Here is a 13,319-nt window from a genome sequence, read left to right as displayed (position 1 = left end):
CGGCATTCGCCAACCTCACGGGCAGGCGGCCCCCGAATGGAATCGGGGCCGATGCGAGCCCGCGCCGTCCCACCCAACCGCCGAGGACTTGACCGGATGACCGCGTCCTATCATCTCATCGCCTCTGAAGACACCTGGATCGAGGGCGAGGCCCTGCGCCAACTGGCGCAGACCGCCGCGCTGCCCGGCATGCGCCACGCGGTCGGGCTGCCGGATCTGCATCCGGGCAAGGGCTATCCCATTGGCGCGGCCTTTCTGAGCGAGCTGATCTATCCGGCGCTGGTCGGTAACGACATCGGCTGCGGCATGGCGCTGTGGCAAACGGACCTGGCGCGGCGCAAGTTCAAGCCCGAGCGAGCGGCGGAGCGTTTGCAGGGACTCGAAGCGCCCTGGGAGGGCGAGCTGGCCGACTGGCGCGCTGACTTTGACCTGGAACCGACCGCCTTCGATGCCGGGCTTGGCACCATCGGCGGCGGCAATCACTTCGCGGAACTGCAAGGCATCGAGGCGGTGATGGATCCGGCGGCGCTCTCGACGCTAGGGATCGATCCGGATCAAGTGCTGCTGCTGGTCCACAGCGGTTCGCGCGGACTGGGCGAGGCCATTCTGCGCGGGATCGTCGATCAGCAGGGCCATCAGGGACTCGATCCCGCCGGCCCCGAGGCGACGGACTATCTGCGCCAGCACGATCAGGCGCTGCGCTGGGCCGAGGCCAATCGCGGGCTGATCGCGCATCGGCTGTTCGAGGCTCTGAACGCGGACGGCGAACGCCGACTCGATATCTGGCACAACCTGGTGCAACCGCTGGACTGGCACGGCGAGCGGTTGTGGCTGCATCGCAAGGGCGCGGCTCCGTCGGATCGGGGGCCGCTCGTCATCCCCGGCTCGCGGGGCAGCCTCTCCTATCTGGTGCAACCGGGCGCCGACTGCGACCAGAGTTTGCGCTCGCTTGCCCACGGCGCTGGTCGCAAATGGAAACGCGGCGAGGCGCGCGGGCGGTTGAGCAGTCGGCAACGCCCGGAGGATCTGGTCACAACGGCGCTCGGCGGGCGGGTGATCTGCGAGGACAGGGAACTCCTCTACGACGAGGCGCCGGAGAACTACAAGGGCATCGAGCAGGTCATTGCGGATCTGGTCGCGGCGGGTCTGATGGTGGTCATCGCGACGCTGCGCCCGCTGCTGACCTACAAGGTCCGCCGTTCGGCTCAGCGGCAACCCGGATATCGCAAACCTCAACGAGGCCGGCCATGAGCGACGCGACCCTGTGGCTGCAACTCTCGGCTGGACGCTGTCCGGCCGAGTGCGAGTGGGTGGTGGGGCGGCTGGCGCCGCTCTTGATCCGGGAACTGAGCGCGCATGGGCTGGCCGTGGACGAGATCGCGCGCACGCCGGGCGAGCACGGCGGCGATGCACGTTCCATCCTGTTGCGGGTCAGTGGCCCAGATGCCGCGATGCAGGTGGGCTCCTGGCTCGGCACGATCCAGTGGACAGGCGCCAGTCCCTATCGCCCGCGTCACAAACGCAAAAACTGGTTCGTCAGCGTCGCCGCCTTTGCGGAACCGGCCGCCGACCGTTGGGATGACACCGCCGTGCGCATCGAAACCCTGCGGGCGAGCGGCCCTGGCGGGCAGCATGTCAATCGCACCGAAAGCGCCGTGCGCGTCACCCATCTGCCGACTGGACTGAGCACGATCGCCCAGGAAGAACGCTCGCAACATCTCAACCGCCGGCTGGCCCTCGCCCGGCTCGCCGCCTTGTTCGCCGAGCGGACGGACCAGCAGGCCCGTGCCGCCGAGGACCAGCGCTGGCGACAGCACACCCAACTCGAACGCGGCAATGCGGTCCGCGTTTATCACGGCGCCGACTGGACGCGCGAGCGGTGAACGATCGACCCCAGTCCTTGGCGACATCTGCTGTCGCACGGCGTCGCTACACTCGCCCGAATGCATCCTCATCCAAGCGTGGAGATCAACGATGAAACCCAAACAGCGTGAGGCCCTGGTGGACCTGCAAGAACAGATCGCTGAGGCGGCTGACGCGCTGGAACGGCTGCGTCGGAAAGCAAACCGTCTGAAGGCGCTCTTCCCACCCCAGAGGGCGGACGACGACTTCAGCCCGGCGGACATCGACCGCCTGGTGCAACTGAATGCGCGTCTGGGATTTTTGCAGGCGTATCTGCACCGGGTCGATCAAGAGGTCTGCGCCCAGATGCGCGCCCGAGTCGCCGATCCAAATGACCCTTTGGACGACTTCGAGATCGATGTCACGCTCTCGTTCATGCTGCGCGAGGACGATCCTGAGATCGACGACGACAGCGACAATTTTCTGACCGTGCGCCACACGTCCATGAAAGGCGTTGACGCGGACGCGCCGAGGCTGGACGAGGATTTTCGCGAAACCATTCGCCGCTTTCCGGGACGGCTGAATACGATCCCGCATTGCTGGCTGTTCCATGATCTCTACGATCACAGCTATGGTTTGAGCCAACCGGCCTTGAGCCTCAGCGACTGTCTCCGCATCGGGCGGATCTGGGTGGACATCGGCGTGCGCCATCAGGCGACGCTCGACATCGACAGCGGGGAATGGCAACCACCCGAAGCGTTATCCTGAACAGGTGCAGAGCATGACTTACAGCCGGAATGGCGGCAGCTACCCGACCTGCCGGCAGAATCGCCGCTGAACCCGGCCGTAATTATCGGTTTTTTGACCTGCCAGTAGCTTTATGAAACATTCAGGCTAAAGAAAGTGTTCTGCGATTTTCCACCTGACGACAGACGCGAAACCGCTTTGCCGATCAATTGGCGAAATTTTTAATTCAGGAGTTTTTTTATGATGCAAGGTGAATTTTTCCGCATAGCCACACAGATCACTGAACGCGCTTCGGATGGCGGAATCTCTGTGGCTGAAATTAACGACATCGCCCGATTAAATCATGAGGAAATCAATTGCTATCCGGGAGAACCAGGCGGCCAGTGTCACAGCCTCGCTTTTTTCTTTTCTTTACAGGGAAATCTACGCAAAGGCAAGGGGCATTACAATTTCGCGCAAATTCTTGAAGAGTTCATCAAGCATATGCAGGGCCGTTGCGTTGGAAAAACGAGACATGCCGTCATTATTACTGATGCTTGGTGGCATGACCATTATGAAAAATGGCATGCCAACATCGAGGCGATTCAGCATACCGGGGTGCATGTTGAAGTCTATTTGATTGGGATTGGAGGGCGAGTTAGCCAGGTGAATATTTGAGCGACATAGCTCAATCGCTGACTGGCTAATGCCGGTCAGTTTTTGAGTTAAAACCCTATCAAATATAGTTCTTCAGAGGATAAAATGATGAGTGGAGATTTGACCACGAACGCCGAAAGCGCAAAAGAAGCGAAGCGACGGAATGCCGACACGCTACTAAAGAAAGTGTTTTTCAATGTTTCTACCTTACGACAGGCGCGAAATCGCTTTGCCGATCAATTGGCGCCAGATTTTCGCCTTTTCGACTATTTGCGCACGGATGAGTGTGGCCTGTCGCGTTGCTTGGTCGATCTCCTCGATCCGCAAGGCAAGCATGGCCAGGGGAGATTGTATCTGGATCTGTTCTTGGCGCGGATCGGAGCCGTCGCCTGGGCCGGATCGGATCGATGTCACAGTGTTGTTGCAGAAAAAGTCATTGAAAATAGACGCCGAATCGACATCTATCTGAAATTCGATAGCGGTGTTATCGGCATCGAAAATAAGCCGTGGGCTAGCGATCAGAATCAGCAGTTGAAAGCCTATGCTGACTGGTTAGAAAAAGACGCAAACGGTAAAAACTGGCTTCTGGTTTATCTGTGTAACCGCGATCCTGCTCAGACGAGCATCGACGAAGAAAAAAAATAAGATTAAGGGTCATTTCGTTCAAGTAAGATACAAAGAAGTGATTGAATGGCTGGAGAATTGTTCCGAGAAAACAAAGGCGTTGACCGTGCGCATTTTTGTCGATGAGTTGGTAAAATTTATCCGAACAAACATCAACGAGGAGATCGATATGAGCGAAGAAGAAGAAATCAGAAACAGCATCCTTTCATCGACGGAGAATCTTGAATCGGCGCTATTGATTTCCAAATCAATGCCGGCGATAAAAAATGATCTTATCAAGCAATTTCAATCTGATCTCGAAAACAAAATTATACATAAGCCTTACGAGGTCATCTGGGATCAAAATTTTCACTGGGGCGGCAAACATTCAGGATTTTATTTTTCTTTTTTGAAACAACAAAACAAATATTTGTGGTTCGAATTCGATGGCGGCTTTAGAGGCTTAAAGTGGGGAATTTGTCGAGAATCTGAAAACATATCTCGAAATGAGACTGTTTGGAATGAAATCAATCTGATGATGACGACAGCCTTCAGTGGGTGGTCTACTACAGACGACTGGTGGGCTTGGTACTCCAAGGATGCTGAGATTGGCGAGGACTTCGGTGATTGGACAATCAGCGTAAGGCCATGGCAGGAAATTCTTGGTAAAACTCTTGCTGATCGATTCATCGCAATTGTCGATAAAGTCTATACCCTTTTCGATAATCGGCAGCATTTGCTAATGCCTGCCCAAACGGTCGAGATCAAGAGTTCGAGTTGACACTTTTCCCAGTGTCTGAGCAGATCACTGACACTGGGTGGATTATCGTCTCCAGCCGCCGCCAACAACGCGAGCCGGTGATCTGCATCCAACCGCCGGGGCGATCCGCTGGATGATCTCAGGCCGTCTTTTCTCTTGCCTCGGCGAGCAGCGGAAACGAATGGACGCAGTCCTGCTGTTCCAGGTCATGCACGTTGACCAATCTGGCACCCCAGAAGGTGACATCAGGGATGCCAAACAGACAGACCCATTGATGGGCGTTTAAGGCATTGATCCAGTCCAGCATCGGCTCGAACACATGGGCTTCCCACAAGGCCGCGCGCGATGGATAGGCACGACCGCCTTCGCACCATCGACAGACATACTGCCCATCCGCCCGGCGTTCCTCCATCACATCGAAATCACGGATAATATCCCAATAAAGCCCTTGTTCATCGTGGATGTAGACTACGGCGCTTCCCCGTTGACAGACCTGGAACGTCAATTGCGATGTCAGACCCGCAAACCGCAGCGTGAAACAGAGCTTCCGTGACACCGCGATCCAGGGGGCAAAGCGGAAGCGATGGTGATGCTGGCGGATCCAGGCATCATAGGTCCGGCGGACAAAATTCTTCGGCATGTCAGTCTTCCTGGGTGTGGCGGAATGGGGCCGATCATCGTTCTGGCGTCGGTCGGTCGGGGGCGCATGGCGGCATAGATCCCCGCGCGGCCAACCGCTCAATCGCTTGAATCCCCGCTAGCATCTTGAGCCGCGCGGAGGGATTGGCCGAATGCACGGTGATCGTCGGCGGATCGAAGCCGCGCAGTGCCACGGCTTCCTCGATCCAGCAGATCACGTCATAGCCGGTCCCGCGTGCATCGTCGCCGAGATCATGATCGAGGCTCACGGCTTGCACCGTTCCCGTTTCCAGCCAGGCAATGACTTCCGCCGGCCAAGACGCGCGGACCCAGCCCTCGGGCGTCGTGCGCTCGTCGTCGAGAAAGAGGCACAGTCGTTTCATCGTTGACACCCTGCGGTTCCTCCAGCAATGGATCCCCTAACCGGTAACACGCTTGATCCGTGCGGCGGCGGACAAGGTGAGACGGTGAAGCTCGATCAGTCCGCGCCGGTCGAGACGCTGGCCAATGTAGCCGCCGGCGAGGACGAAGGCGATCGGCAACCCGCGACCCTGACACCAGTCGAACACCAGCCGCTCGCGTTCGGCCAGCATCGCGTCGGTGATGCCGGCCAGTCCGCCGATGGCACAGCGCTGGCAGGTGTCCATGCCCGCGTTGTACAGGCACAGGTCGAAGGCGTCACCGTTCAGGGCATCGAGCAGGCGCCGGATGGTCGGTAGGTAGTCGGCACTGTGCTTGACCATGACCAAGCGTGCTTGATCGGTCGCCGGATAACGGTCATGGCGGTCAACGGCGACATCGAGTTGGCGGATTCGCGGTTCGCTCACGATCAGCGACGCGGTCCCGCCGCCGCAATGCGCGTCGAGATCCAGAATCAGCACCGACCTGGCGCCGGCCGCCAGTGCGGCGTGCGCGGCAACCACCAGGCCGTTGAAGGTGCAAAAGCCGTCGCCATACCCATAGGCTGCGTGATGGAAACCGCTCGACAGGGATCCGGCAACCCCGTCTTCCAGCGCCGCCCGTGCGGCGGCGACCGCCCCACCGTTGGTCGCCAGCAGCATCGGCCACAACCCGGCGTCCCAGGCAAACCCTTGCGACTCGGCCAGGCCCCGTGGCTCGCCCGTCTCGACGGCCTGGACATAGTCCGGGGCGTGAACCGCAAGGAGCTGATCGCGCGTGAGTAAAGCCGGCTCCTCCAGTTCGATGCCGGGAATCGGCGCCGCGACCAGCGCATCCGCGATCCATTGGGCCTTGCGCGTGGTGTCGAAGGCGTGGCCGGCGACCACGTACTCCGCACGATAGAACACCCGAACCACACCGGTCTTCCGAACCAGCGTCTGGGGCATTGTTATCTCCAATAAGGTCTTGACTCCGCCCCATTCTCCCGTTCCTTGCGACAGATTCTGTCGCGTATCTCGGGCACACTGCACACCATCCTCTGAAGGAGATCGACGATGACCTTACGCGCTGTTCACCCGCGTTGGCTGGTTGTATTGATGCTGCTCCCGCTGGTCGGTGCCGCTGACACGACCCTGACCCCGCAACCCCTGGCGAAGATCGGCCCCTGTCCGAGTGGCTATACCACTAGCGGTCACTATTGCGCGCCGGGCCAGAAGGCCCGCTTGGCCCTGGAGAAACGCGGGACTTGTCCGCGTGGCTATGCCACCAGCGGCGCCTACTGCCTGGCCGGTCCAGCGGCGCGGCCCGCGGTGCCGAAGCGGGGTACGACCTGTCCCGCCGGTTGGTCGACCAGTGGCGATTTCTGCCTGCGGAATCGCCCATGACCGACGCGATTCAGGTCGCCTTCACCCAGCACCGGGGAAAACGCGCGCGTATCCAGCAGGATGCCGTGCTGGTGGCATCCGATCTCGTTCAAGCCGCGGATCTGCCGGTGACCGCCGTGACCCTGTGTCGGTTCGCTGGGTTATGTGCCGTCGCCGACGGGGTGGCGGTGAGTCCCGTCCCGCAGATGGCCAGTCGCAAGGTGCTGGAAGCCCTCGGCACGGTGGAGCAGGCGCGGGCCGAGCTGTTCCAGAACGGCTGGATCGGTCCCCGGCTGGTTCGTCAGCATGTCCAGACGCACTTGTGCCGCCGGTTGGCCCATGACCCACGCACCCATGGCGCGGCCACCACCCTGGCCTTGCTGCAATGGCGCGATGCCCGATTCAGTGTGGTCAATGTGGGCGATTCGCGGGTGTATCGCATCGGCGCCGATGGCGTCTGGCAGCAAGTCTCTAAGGATCACACCTATCGTCAGTCCATGATCGAGCGCGGCGAGATCGCCCCGGAGCAATCGGTCGGGCAGCTTTACCACGATCTGGAATACATGTTGATCGCCGATGAAGGGGAAGACGACTTTGCCGTGCATTGGCGACAAGGGGAGTGGCTGCCGGGGGAAAGTTTCCTGCTCTGCACCGACGGGGTGCATGACACCCTGGGTGATGAGCGACTGGCCGCGCTCTATCGGGCGGAGCTGCCGGTGACGGAGCAGGCGAGCCGTTACCGGGAGGCGGTTCTGGCTGCCGGTGCGCCGGATAATTTCTCGCTGATTTTGTTGCGGGAGTCGCGATGACTCGTGATCGCGTGGAGATTCAGTCGATAGGAGTGTTCGTACAGAAATAGCGTCTGGTGATATTGGTAATGGTTAAGGTATCTTATGATACACACGGTCTTTCGGAGGACGAAAAGATGAGCGTCACAGGGCTACTTGGGGATGTGGTCGTATGCCTTGCAAGTGTGCGGGACGCGAAGCGGCGTAATGCTGACGCACTACTGAAGCAAGTGTTCTTTAATGTTGCCACCTTGCGACAGGCGAGACATCGCTTTGCTGATCAATTGGCGCCAGATTTTTGCCTTTTCGACTATCTACGCACGGACGAGTATGGCCTGTCGCGTTGCTTGGTCGAGCTACTCAATCCGCAAGGCACGCATGGTCAGGGGAGATTGTTTCTGGATCTGTTCTTGGCACGGATCGGAGCCGCCAACTGGGCTGGAATGGATCGATGTCACGGGGTTTTTCCGGAAAAAATCATTGATAAGGGACGGAGAATCGACATCTATCTAAAATTCGATAGTGGTGTTATCGGCATCGAGAACAAGCCATGGGCGGGCGATCAAAACCAGCAGTTGTCCGACTATGCAGACTGGTTAATAAAAGACGCAAACGGTAGACACTGGCTCCTGGTCTTCCTGTGTAACCGTGATCCTGCTCTGTCGAGCATCGACGAAGATAAGAAAAAGGAAATTAAGGATCATTTTGTTCAAGTGAGCTACAACGAAGTCATTGAATGGCTGGGGAATGGCGCGGAGAAAACAAAGGCGTTGACCGTGCGCATTTTCGTCGACGAATTGGCCAAATTCATCCGAGCGAACATCAATGAGGAAATCGATATGAGCGAAGAACAGGAAATCAGAAACACGATTTTAGCTTCTGATGAAAACTTAGAGGCTGCTTTTTTTATCGCGCATTCTTTCGAGTCAACAAAAAAACATTTAATTCAAGTGCTGCATAACAATCTCACTAAAAAGATTGCAGATAAAGGCTATTTTTTCTTTTGGGACGATGGATTATTTAGCTGTAAACAAAGGGAATTTTTTATTTCTTTTCAGAGAGGCCAAGAGTTTCAGCTTGTTTTTGGTTTCGATGGAAATGGACTCAACGGGTTTGGCTGGGGAATTAGTAAGAACGCTGAGAGGGATAAAGATGCGACGCACAATCAGCAAAAATGGAACGCAATTGGCGACATCATGGCTAATTGTTTTGGCGGACAACCCGATGCGGGTACGAGACCTTCCGATTGGGTTTGGGGCTGCGCTCCAGATGGAATCGTTTTTGAAAAGGATTATTTGAATTGGGCCAGTAATCCAACACCCTGGCAGGACATGAGGAACGGGAGATTAGCCGAAATAATCATGGATGTAGCGGAAAAAACACATACCGCATTCAAGGATCACATGGATCTACTGATGCCCGATCCGCCGAGCACCGCGTGCTGATCGGTTGCGACAATGAGGGTGGGTCAAGGGTGGTGGCCGAGCATGAAATCAGTGGGCGCACCTGAATTGGACGGACGCTGCTCAGTTTATTGGGCCACCAAATCTCTTTCATTCAGGAGTTTTTTAGATGCAAGGTGAATTTTTTCGCATCGCCGCACAGATCGCTGAACGCGCCTCAGAGGGAGGAATCTCCGTGGCGGATCTCGCTGAGATCGCTTCGTCAAGTCATGGCGAAGTCAATTGCTATCCTGGAGTCCCCGGCAATCAGTGTCACCGTCTCGCCTATTTCGTTTCCTTGCATGGTAAATTGCGTAAAGGCAAAGGGCATTACAACTTTGCGCAAGTCATGGAAGAATTCATCCAGCACATGCAGGGACGTTGCATCGGCGTCACGCAACATGCCGTCTTGATGACGGATGCCTGGTGGCATGATCACTACGAAAAGTGGCGCGACAACATCGAAGCGATCAAGCAATCTGGCGTGACGGTGGAAGCCTATCTCATTGGTCTTGGCGGGCACGTCTCCCGGATCGATCTCTGAATCGACTCGTTCATGAAGATGCCACAAAGCGCTTCGGACGGTTCGTCGCATGACTGATCGATCCGCTGTGGTCCTCATCCCTGACTGCCTCCTTGATCGCTTGCGCGCGAGCCATCATCTGGTGGTCTTCACCGGCGCCGGGGTGTCGCAGGAGAGCGGCATCCCGACCTTCCGCGATGCCCTCACTGGCCTGTGGGCCAGGTTCGACGCCGAGCAACTGGCCACGCCCGAGGCATTCCTGGCCGATCCCGCGCTGGTGTGGGGCTGGTACGAATGGCGCCGGGGGCAGGTGCAGCGCTGTCAGCCCAATGCCGGGCATCGCACCATCGCCGAGCTGGCCCGGCGCGTGCCGCGTCTGACCCTGATCACCCAGAACGTCGATGGACTCCACGAGCGGGCGGGTAGTCCCGCCGTGCTCGCGCTGCATGGCAGTCTGCATCGGCCCTTTTGTTTCGACTGCGGTCAAGCCCATCCGCTCCCGGACGCCCCGTCGGCACTTCCCGACGGCGGCGCGCGTCTGCCGCCGCCGCGCTGCGGGGCCTGCGGGGGTCTCGTGCGTCCGGGCGTGGTCTGGTTTGGCGAGTCCCTGCCGGTGGAGGTCTGGCAGGCGGCCCAGTCGGCGGCAGGCGATTGCGACCTGCTGCTCTCGGTCGGTACCTCCTCCCTGGTCTCTCCGGCGGCTGAGCTGCCCGTGATGGCGGCGGACCAAGGTGCCCTGGTGGTCCAGATCAATCCGGCCGTCACTGCCCTGAATGCCGTTGCCCAGATCAATCTGCGCGGAACTGCGGCGCGGATCCTGCCCGAACTGCTCGCCCAGGCGTGGCCGGATGACGGCGCGATGCCCGCGCCACCCGCCCAGGAGGCTCCATGCTGCTGACGATCACCACCACCCACCGTCCCGCCACCGATCTCGGCTACCTGCTGGCCAAACATCCCGGGCGCTGGCATGAGAAGGACTTGAGTCAGGGCCGCGCCATCCTTTTCTACCCGGAGGCGAGCGAGGAACGCTGTACCGCCGCGCTGCTCCTGGAGATCGACCCGGTCGCGCTGTCGCGGGGGCGCGGCGCCCGGAACGGGAGCCAGGCGCCGCTGGAACCCTATGTCAACGACCGTCCCTATGTGGCCTCGTCGTTCCTGAGTGTGGCGATGACCCGCCTGCTCGGCTCCGCGCTCAAGGGGCGCAGCAGGGAACGCCCGGACCTGGCGGACACCCCGATCCCGCTGAAGGCGGAACTGCCGGTGGTCCCGGCGCGCGGCGGCGAGCCCTTCCTGCGCGCGCTCTTCGAGCCGCTCGGCTACGCGGTCGACTGCGCTCGGCTGCCGCTCGATCCGCAGTTCCCGTCCTGGGGCGACAGCCGTTACTTCACGCTGCGGCTGCGCCAGACCCTGCGACTCGCCGACCTCCTGACCCATCTCGCGGTGCTGATCCCGGTCCTGGACGACGCCAAGCACTATTGGGTGGGCGAGGACGAGATCGACAAACTGCTGCGGATGGGCGGTGACTGGCTCGCGCGCCACCCACAGCGCGAGGAGATCACCCGGCGCGCGCTGCGCCGCGACCGCCGCTTGGTCTCGGAGGCACTGCGCCGACTCACCGAGGAAGAAGATCCCGCCCTCGATACGCGCGAGCAGAGCGCCGGCGACGAGGAGGACGCCCTGGAGCGGGATCTGACCCTGAATCAGTGTCGTCTGGAGGCGGTGCTCGCCGCCCTGCGGGAAGTGGGCGCGGGCCGCGTGCTGGATCTCGGCTGCGGGGACGGCCGACTGCTTCAGCGCCTGGCCGCCGAGTCTTCGATCCAACACCTCGGCGGCTGCGATGTCTCGCCGCGCGCCCTGAGTCTCGCGGCGCGGCGCCTGAATCTGGAGCGGCTACCCGAGCGCCAACGCCAGCGCTTCGACCTCTTCCAGGGCTCGCTGCTCTATCGCGATGCGCGGTTTCGCGGCTTCGACGCCATTACCCTGGTCGAGGTCATCGAGCACCTGGAACCGAATCGGCTCGCCGCCTGCGAGCAGGTGCTGTTCGCCGAGGCGCGCCCGGCCACGCTGATCCTGACCACGCCCAACCGCGACTACAACAGGCTCTTTGCGTCCCTGCCGGCGGGTGCCTTCCGCCATCGCGACCATCGCTTCGAATGGTCCCGCGCCGAGTTCGCGCACTGGTGTGAGGCGGTCGCCGAGCAGCACGGTTACGCGGTCCGGATCCTCCCGATCGGTGAGGTGCATCCCGTTCAGGGGCCGCCCACCCAGATGGCGGTGTTTCGCCGCCACGACACCCCCGCTGGTCAGGGAGCCGCCGCATGACGCTCACCATTCCCCAACTCTCCCTGGTCGTCCTGATCGGCGTGTCGGGCAGCGGCAAGTCGACCTTTGTCCGGCGGCATTTTCTCCCGACCGAGGTGCTCTCCTCCGACGCCTGCCGCGCCCTGGTCAGCGATGACGAGAACGATCAGAGCGCGACCAGGGACGCCTTCGAGGTGCTCCATTTCATCGCCGCCAAACGGCTGGCAGCGGGTCGACTCACGGTAATCGATGCGACCAACGTCCAGCCCGAGGCGCGCAAACCCCTGGTGGAGTTGGCGCGCCGCTGGCACTGCCTGCCGGTGGCGATTGTCCTCGATCTTCCCGCGCCGCTGTGCCAGGCCCGCAACCGCGAGCGTGCCGACCGCGCCTTCGGTCCGCACGTCATCCGCAGCCAGGCGGATCAGCTTCAGCGCGCCCTGCGCTCGCTCAAGCGCGAGGGTTTCCGCCACATCTATCGGCTGGATTCGCTGGAGGCGGTCGAGTCGGCGGTCATCGAGCGCCAACCCCTGTGGAACGACCGCCGTGGCGAGACCGGCCCCTTCGATCTCATCGGCGACGTGCATGGCTGTTTCGAGGAGCTGTGCGCGCTGCTGACCCAACTGGGCTATGTGGTCGAGGGCGGCGAAGACCAGCCGACCGCCCGGCATCCCGCGGGCCGCCAGGCGGTCTTCTTAGGCGACCTCGTCGACCGTGGCCCTAAGATTCCGGCGGTGCTGCGTCTGGTGATGGCGATGACGGCGGCGGGCGAGGCGTTGTGCGTGCCCGGCAATCACGAGGCCAAGCTGATGAAGTGGCTGGATGGCCGCCCGGTGCGGATCGGGCATGGACTGGCGGAGTCCATCGCCCAGCTCGAACGGGAGCCTGAGCCCTGGCGCGCAGCGGTGCGCGCCTGGATCGACGGGCTGGTCAGTCACTATGTCCTCGACGGAGGCGATCTGGTCGTTGCCCACGCTGGACTGGCCGAGGAATACCAAGGGCGCGGATCGGGAAAGGTCCGCGCCTTCGCGCTCTATGGCGAGACGACCGGGGAGACCGACGCCTTCGGCCTGCCGGTGCGCTGGGACTGGGCGGCGGCCTATCGCGGGCGCGCTCATGTCGTCTACGGGCACACTCCGATCCTGGAACCTCAATGGGTCAATCGCACCCTCTGCATCGACACCGGCTGTGTCTTCGGCGGTCGGCTCACCGCCCTGCGCTGGCCGGAGAAGGAGTTGGTCTCGGTCGCCGCGCGCCAGGTCTACTACGCGCCGGTCA

The 13,319-nt window shown here is 60.7% G+C and carries 16 protein-coding genes; 13 read left to right on the top strand and 3 right to left on the bottom strand.

The genetic code is table 11. The features are described 5' to 3' along the window. The first annotated feature begins 96 nt into the window (after positions 1-96). From CCR95_RS04320 to CCR95_RS04295, 6 genes are all read left to right on the top strand, one after another. Positions 97-1,251, top strand: coding sequence for an RNA ligase RtcB family protein (locus CCR95_RS04320; protein WP_201092179.1), 1,155 nt, complete (start codon positions 97-99; stop codon positions 1,249-1,251). Then, entirely contained in the window at positions 1,248-1,883 is a 636-nt protein-coding gene (gene prfH / locus CCR95_RS04315; protein WP_201092178.1) for a peptide chain release factor H, read from the top strand. The genes CCR95_RS04320 and prfH overlap by 4 nt, the downstream gene beginning before the upstream one ends. A gap of 91 nt (positions 1,884-1,974) precedes the next feature. Next, positions 1,975-2,610: a hypothetical protein gene (locus CCR95_RS04310; protein ID WP_201092177.1), complete on the top strand. Its 636-nt coding sequence runs from the start codon at positions 1,975-1,977 to the stop codon at positions 2,608-2,610. 219 nt (positions 2,611-2,829) lie between these two features. Next, a complete protein-coding gene (locus CCR95_RS04305) occupies positions 2,830-3,246 on the top strand; it encodes a hypothetical protein (protein WP_201092176.1) in 417 nt (138 codons plus the stop codon). A gap of 99 nt (positions 3,247-3,345) precedes the next feature. Next, complete coding sequence (locus tag CCR95_RS04300) at positions 3,346-3,870, top strand: PDDEXK-like family protein (RefSeq protein ID WP_201092174.1); 525 nt, start codon at positions 3,346-3,348, stop codon at positions 3,868-3,870. Positions 3,871-3,907: 37 nt separating this feature from the next. After that, positions 3,908-4,609: a hypothetical protein gene (locus CCR95_RS04295; RefSeq protein ID WP_201092173.1), complete on the top strand. Its 702-nt coding sequence runs from the start codon at positions 3,908-3,910 to the stop codon at positions 4,607-4,609. Between the two features lie 118 nt (positions 4,610-4,727). Here the strand turns inward: CCR95_RS04295 and CCR95_RS04290 are convergent, their stop codons facing one another. The 3 genes from CCR95_RS04290 to CCR95_RS04280 are packed head-to-tail and all read right to left on the bottom strand — an operon-like array spanning position 4,728 to position 6,573. Further along, positions 4,728-5,228, bottom strand: a complete 501-nt coding sequence (locus CCR95_RS04290) for a hypothetical protein (RefSeq protein WP_201092172.1) — start codon at positions 5,226-5,228, stop codon at positions 4,728-4,730. A 34-nt stretch (positions 5,229-5,262) separates the two neighbouring features. Next, positions 5,263-5,610: a cyclic-phosphate processing receiver domain-containing protein gene (locus CCR95_RS04285; protein WP_201092171.1), complete on the bottom strand. Its 348-nt coding sequence runs from the start codon at positions 5,608-5,610 to the stop codon at positions 5,263-5,265. Positions 5,611-5,646: 36 nt separating this feature from the next. Further along, on the bottom strand, positions 5,647-6,573 hold the full coding sequence (locus CCR95_RS04280) for an arginase family protein (protein WP_201092170.1): 927 nt from the start codon (positions 6,571-6,573) through the stop codon (positions 5,647-5,649). 108 nt (positions 6,574-6,681) lie between these two features. Between CCR95_RS04280 and CCR95_RS04275 the strand changes: the two genes are divergently transcribed. The 7 genes from CCR95_RS04275 to CCR95_RS04245 all read left to right on the top strand — a co-directional run. After that, positions 6,682-7,011 (top strand): hypothetical protein, encoded by a 330-nt coding sequence (locus tag CCR95_RS04275; RefSeq protein WP_201092169.1) that lies wholly within the window; start codon positions 6,682-6,684, stop codon positions 7,009-7,011. Further along, entirely contained in the window at positions 7,008-7,799 is a 792-nt protein-coding gene (locus CCR95_RS04270; RefSeq protein WP_201092168.1) for a PP2C family protein-serine/threonine phosphatase, read from the top strand. Before CCR95_RS04275 ends, CCR95_RS04270 begins: the two co-directional genes overlap by 4 nt. Before the next feature lie 116 nt (positions 7,800-7,915). Further along, positions 7,916-9,223: a PDDEXK-like family protein gene (locus CCR95_RS04265; protein ID WP_201092167.1), complete on the top strand. Its 1,308-nt coding sequence runs from the start codon at positions 7,916-7,918 to the stop codon at positions 9,221-9,223. Between the two features lie 127 nt (positions 9,224-9,350). After that, positions 9,351-9,764: a vWA domain-containing protein gene (locus CCR95_RS04260; protein WP_201092166.1), complete on the top strand. Its 414-nt coding sequence runs from the start codon at positions 9,351-9,353 to the stop codon at positions 9,762-9,764. Between the two features lie 49 nt (positions 9,765-9,813). Next, positions 9,814-10,641: an SIR2 family NAD-dependent protein deacylase gene (locus CCR95_RS04255; protein ID WP_201092164.1), complete on the top strand. Its 828-nt coding sequence runs from the start codon at positions 9,814-9,816 to the stop codon at positions 10,639-10,641. Further along, the gene (locus tag CCR95_RS04250; RefSeq protein ID WP_201092163.1) at positions 10,632-12,065 is read left to right on the top strand and encodes a 3' terminal RNA ribose 2'-O-methyltransferase Hen1; all 1,434 of its coding nucleotides are present in this window, start codon (positions 10,632-10,634) and stop codon (positions 12,063-12,065) included. The genes CCR95_RS04255 and CCR95_RS04250 overlap by 10 nt, the downstream gene beginning before the upstream one ends. Beyond that, positions 12,062-13,319 (top strand): AAA family ATPase (locus CCR95_RS04245; protein ID WP_201092162.1); only part of this gene is annotated, 1,258 nt, incomplete at its 3' end. The genes CCR95_RS04250 and CCR95_RS04245, both read left to right, overlap by 4 nt.

This window comes from Thiocystis minor, from assembly GCF_016653465.1.
GTDB lineage: Bacteria > Pseudomonadota > Gammaproteobacteria > Chromatiales > Chromatiaceae > Chromatium > Chromatium minus.
The sequence above is the reverse complement of the archived record's forward strand: the minus strand, read 5'-3'. Positions and strand labels throughout refer to the sequence as shown.

Excerpts from the sequence above, each read along its gene's own strand:
- CCR95_RS04320 (WP_201092179.1), top strand. The coding sequence starts at position 97 with ATGACCGCGTCCTATCATCTCATCGCCTCTGAAGACACCTGGATCGAG.
- prfH (WP_201092178.1), top strand. The coding sequence starts at position 1,248 with ATGAGCGACGCGACCCTGTGGCTGCAACTCTCGGCTGGACGCTGTCCG.
- CCR95_RS04310 (WP_201092177.1), top strand. The coding sequence starts at position 1,975 with ATGAAACCCAAACAGCGTGAGGCCCTGGTGGACCTGCAAGAACAGATC.
- CCR95_RS04305 (WP_201092176.1), top strand. The coding sequence starts at position 2,830 with ATGATGCAAGGTGAATTTTTCCGCATAGCCACACAGATCACTGAACGC.
- CCR95_RS04290 (WP_201092172.1), bottom strand. The coding sequence starts at position 5,228 with ATGCCGAAGAATTTTGTCCGCCGGACCTATGATGCCTGGATCCGCCAG.
- CCR95_RS04285 (WP_201092171.1), bottom strand. The coding sequence starts at position 5,610 with ATGAAACGACTGTGCCTCTTTCTCGACGACGAGCGCACGACGCCCGAG.
- CCR95_RS04280 (WP_201092170.1), bottom strand. The coding sequence starts at position 6,573 with ATGCCCCAGACGCTGGTTCGGAAGACCGGTGTGGTTCGGGTGTTCTAT.
- CCR95_RS04275 (WP_201092169.1), top strand. The coding sequence starts at position 6,682 with ATGACCTTACGCGCTGTTCACCCGCGTTGGCTGGTTGTATTGATGCTG.
- CCR95_RS04270 (WP_201092168.1), top strand. The coding sequence starts at position 7,008 with ATGACCGACGCGATTCAGGTCGCCTTCACCCAGCACCGGGGAAAACGC.
- CCR95_RS04265 (WP_201092167.1), top strand. The coding sequence starts at position 7,916 with ATGAGCGTCACAGGGCTACTTGGGGATGTGGTCGTATGCCTTGCAAGT.
- CCR95_RS04260 (WP_201092166.1), top strand. The coding sequence starts at position 9,351 with ATGCAAGGTGAATTTTTTCGCATCGCCGCACAGATCGCTGAACGCGCC.
- CCR95_RS04255 (WP_201092164.1), top strand. The coding sequence starts at position 9,814 with ATGACTGATCGATCCGCTGTGGTCCTCATCCCTGACTGCCTCCTTGAT.
- CCR95_RS04250 (WP_201092163.1), top strand. The coding sequence starts at position 10,632 with ATGCTGCTGACGATCACCACCACCCACCGTCCCGCCACCGATCTCGGC.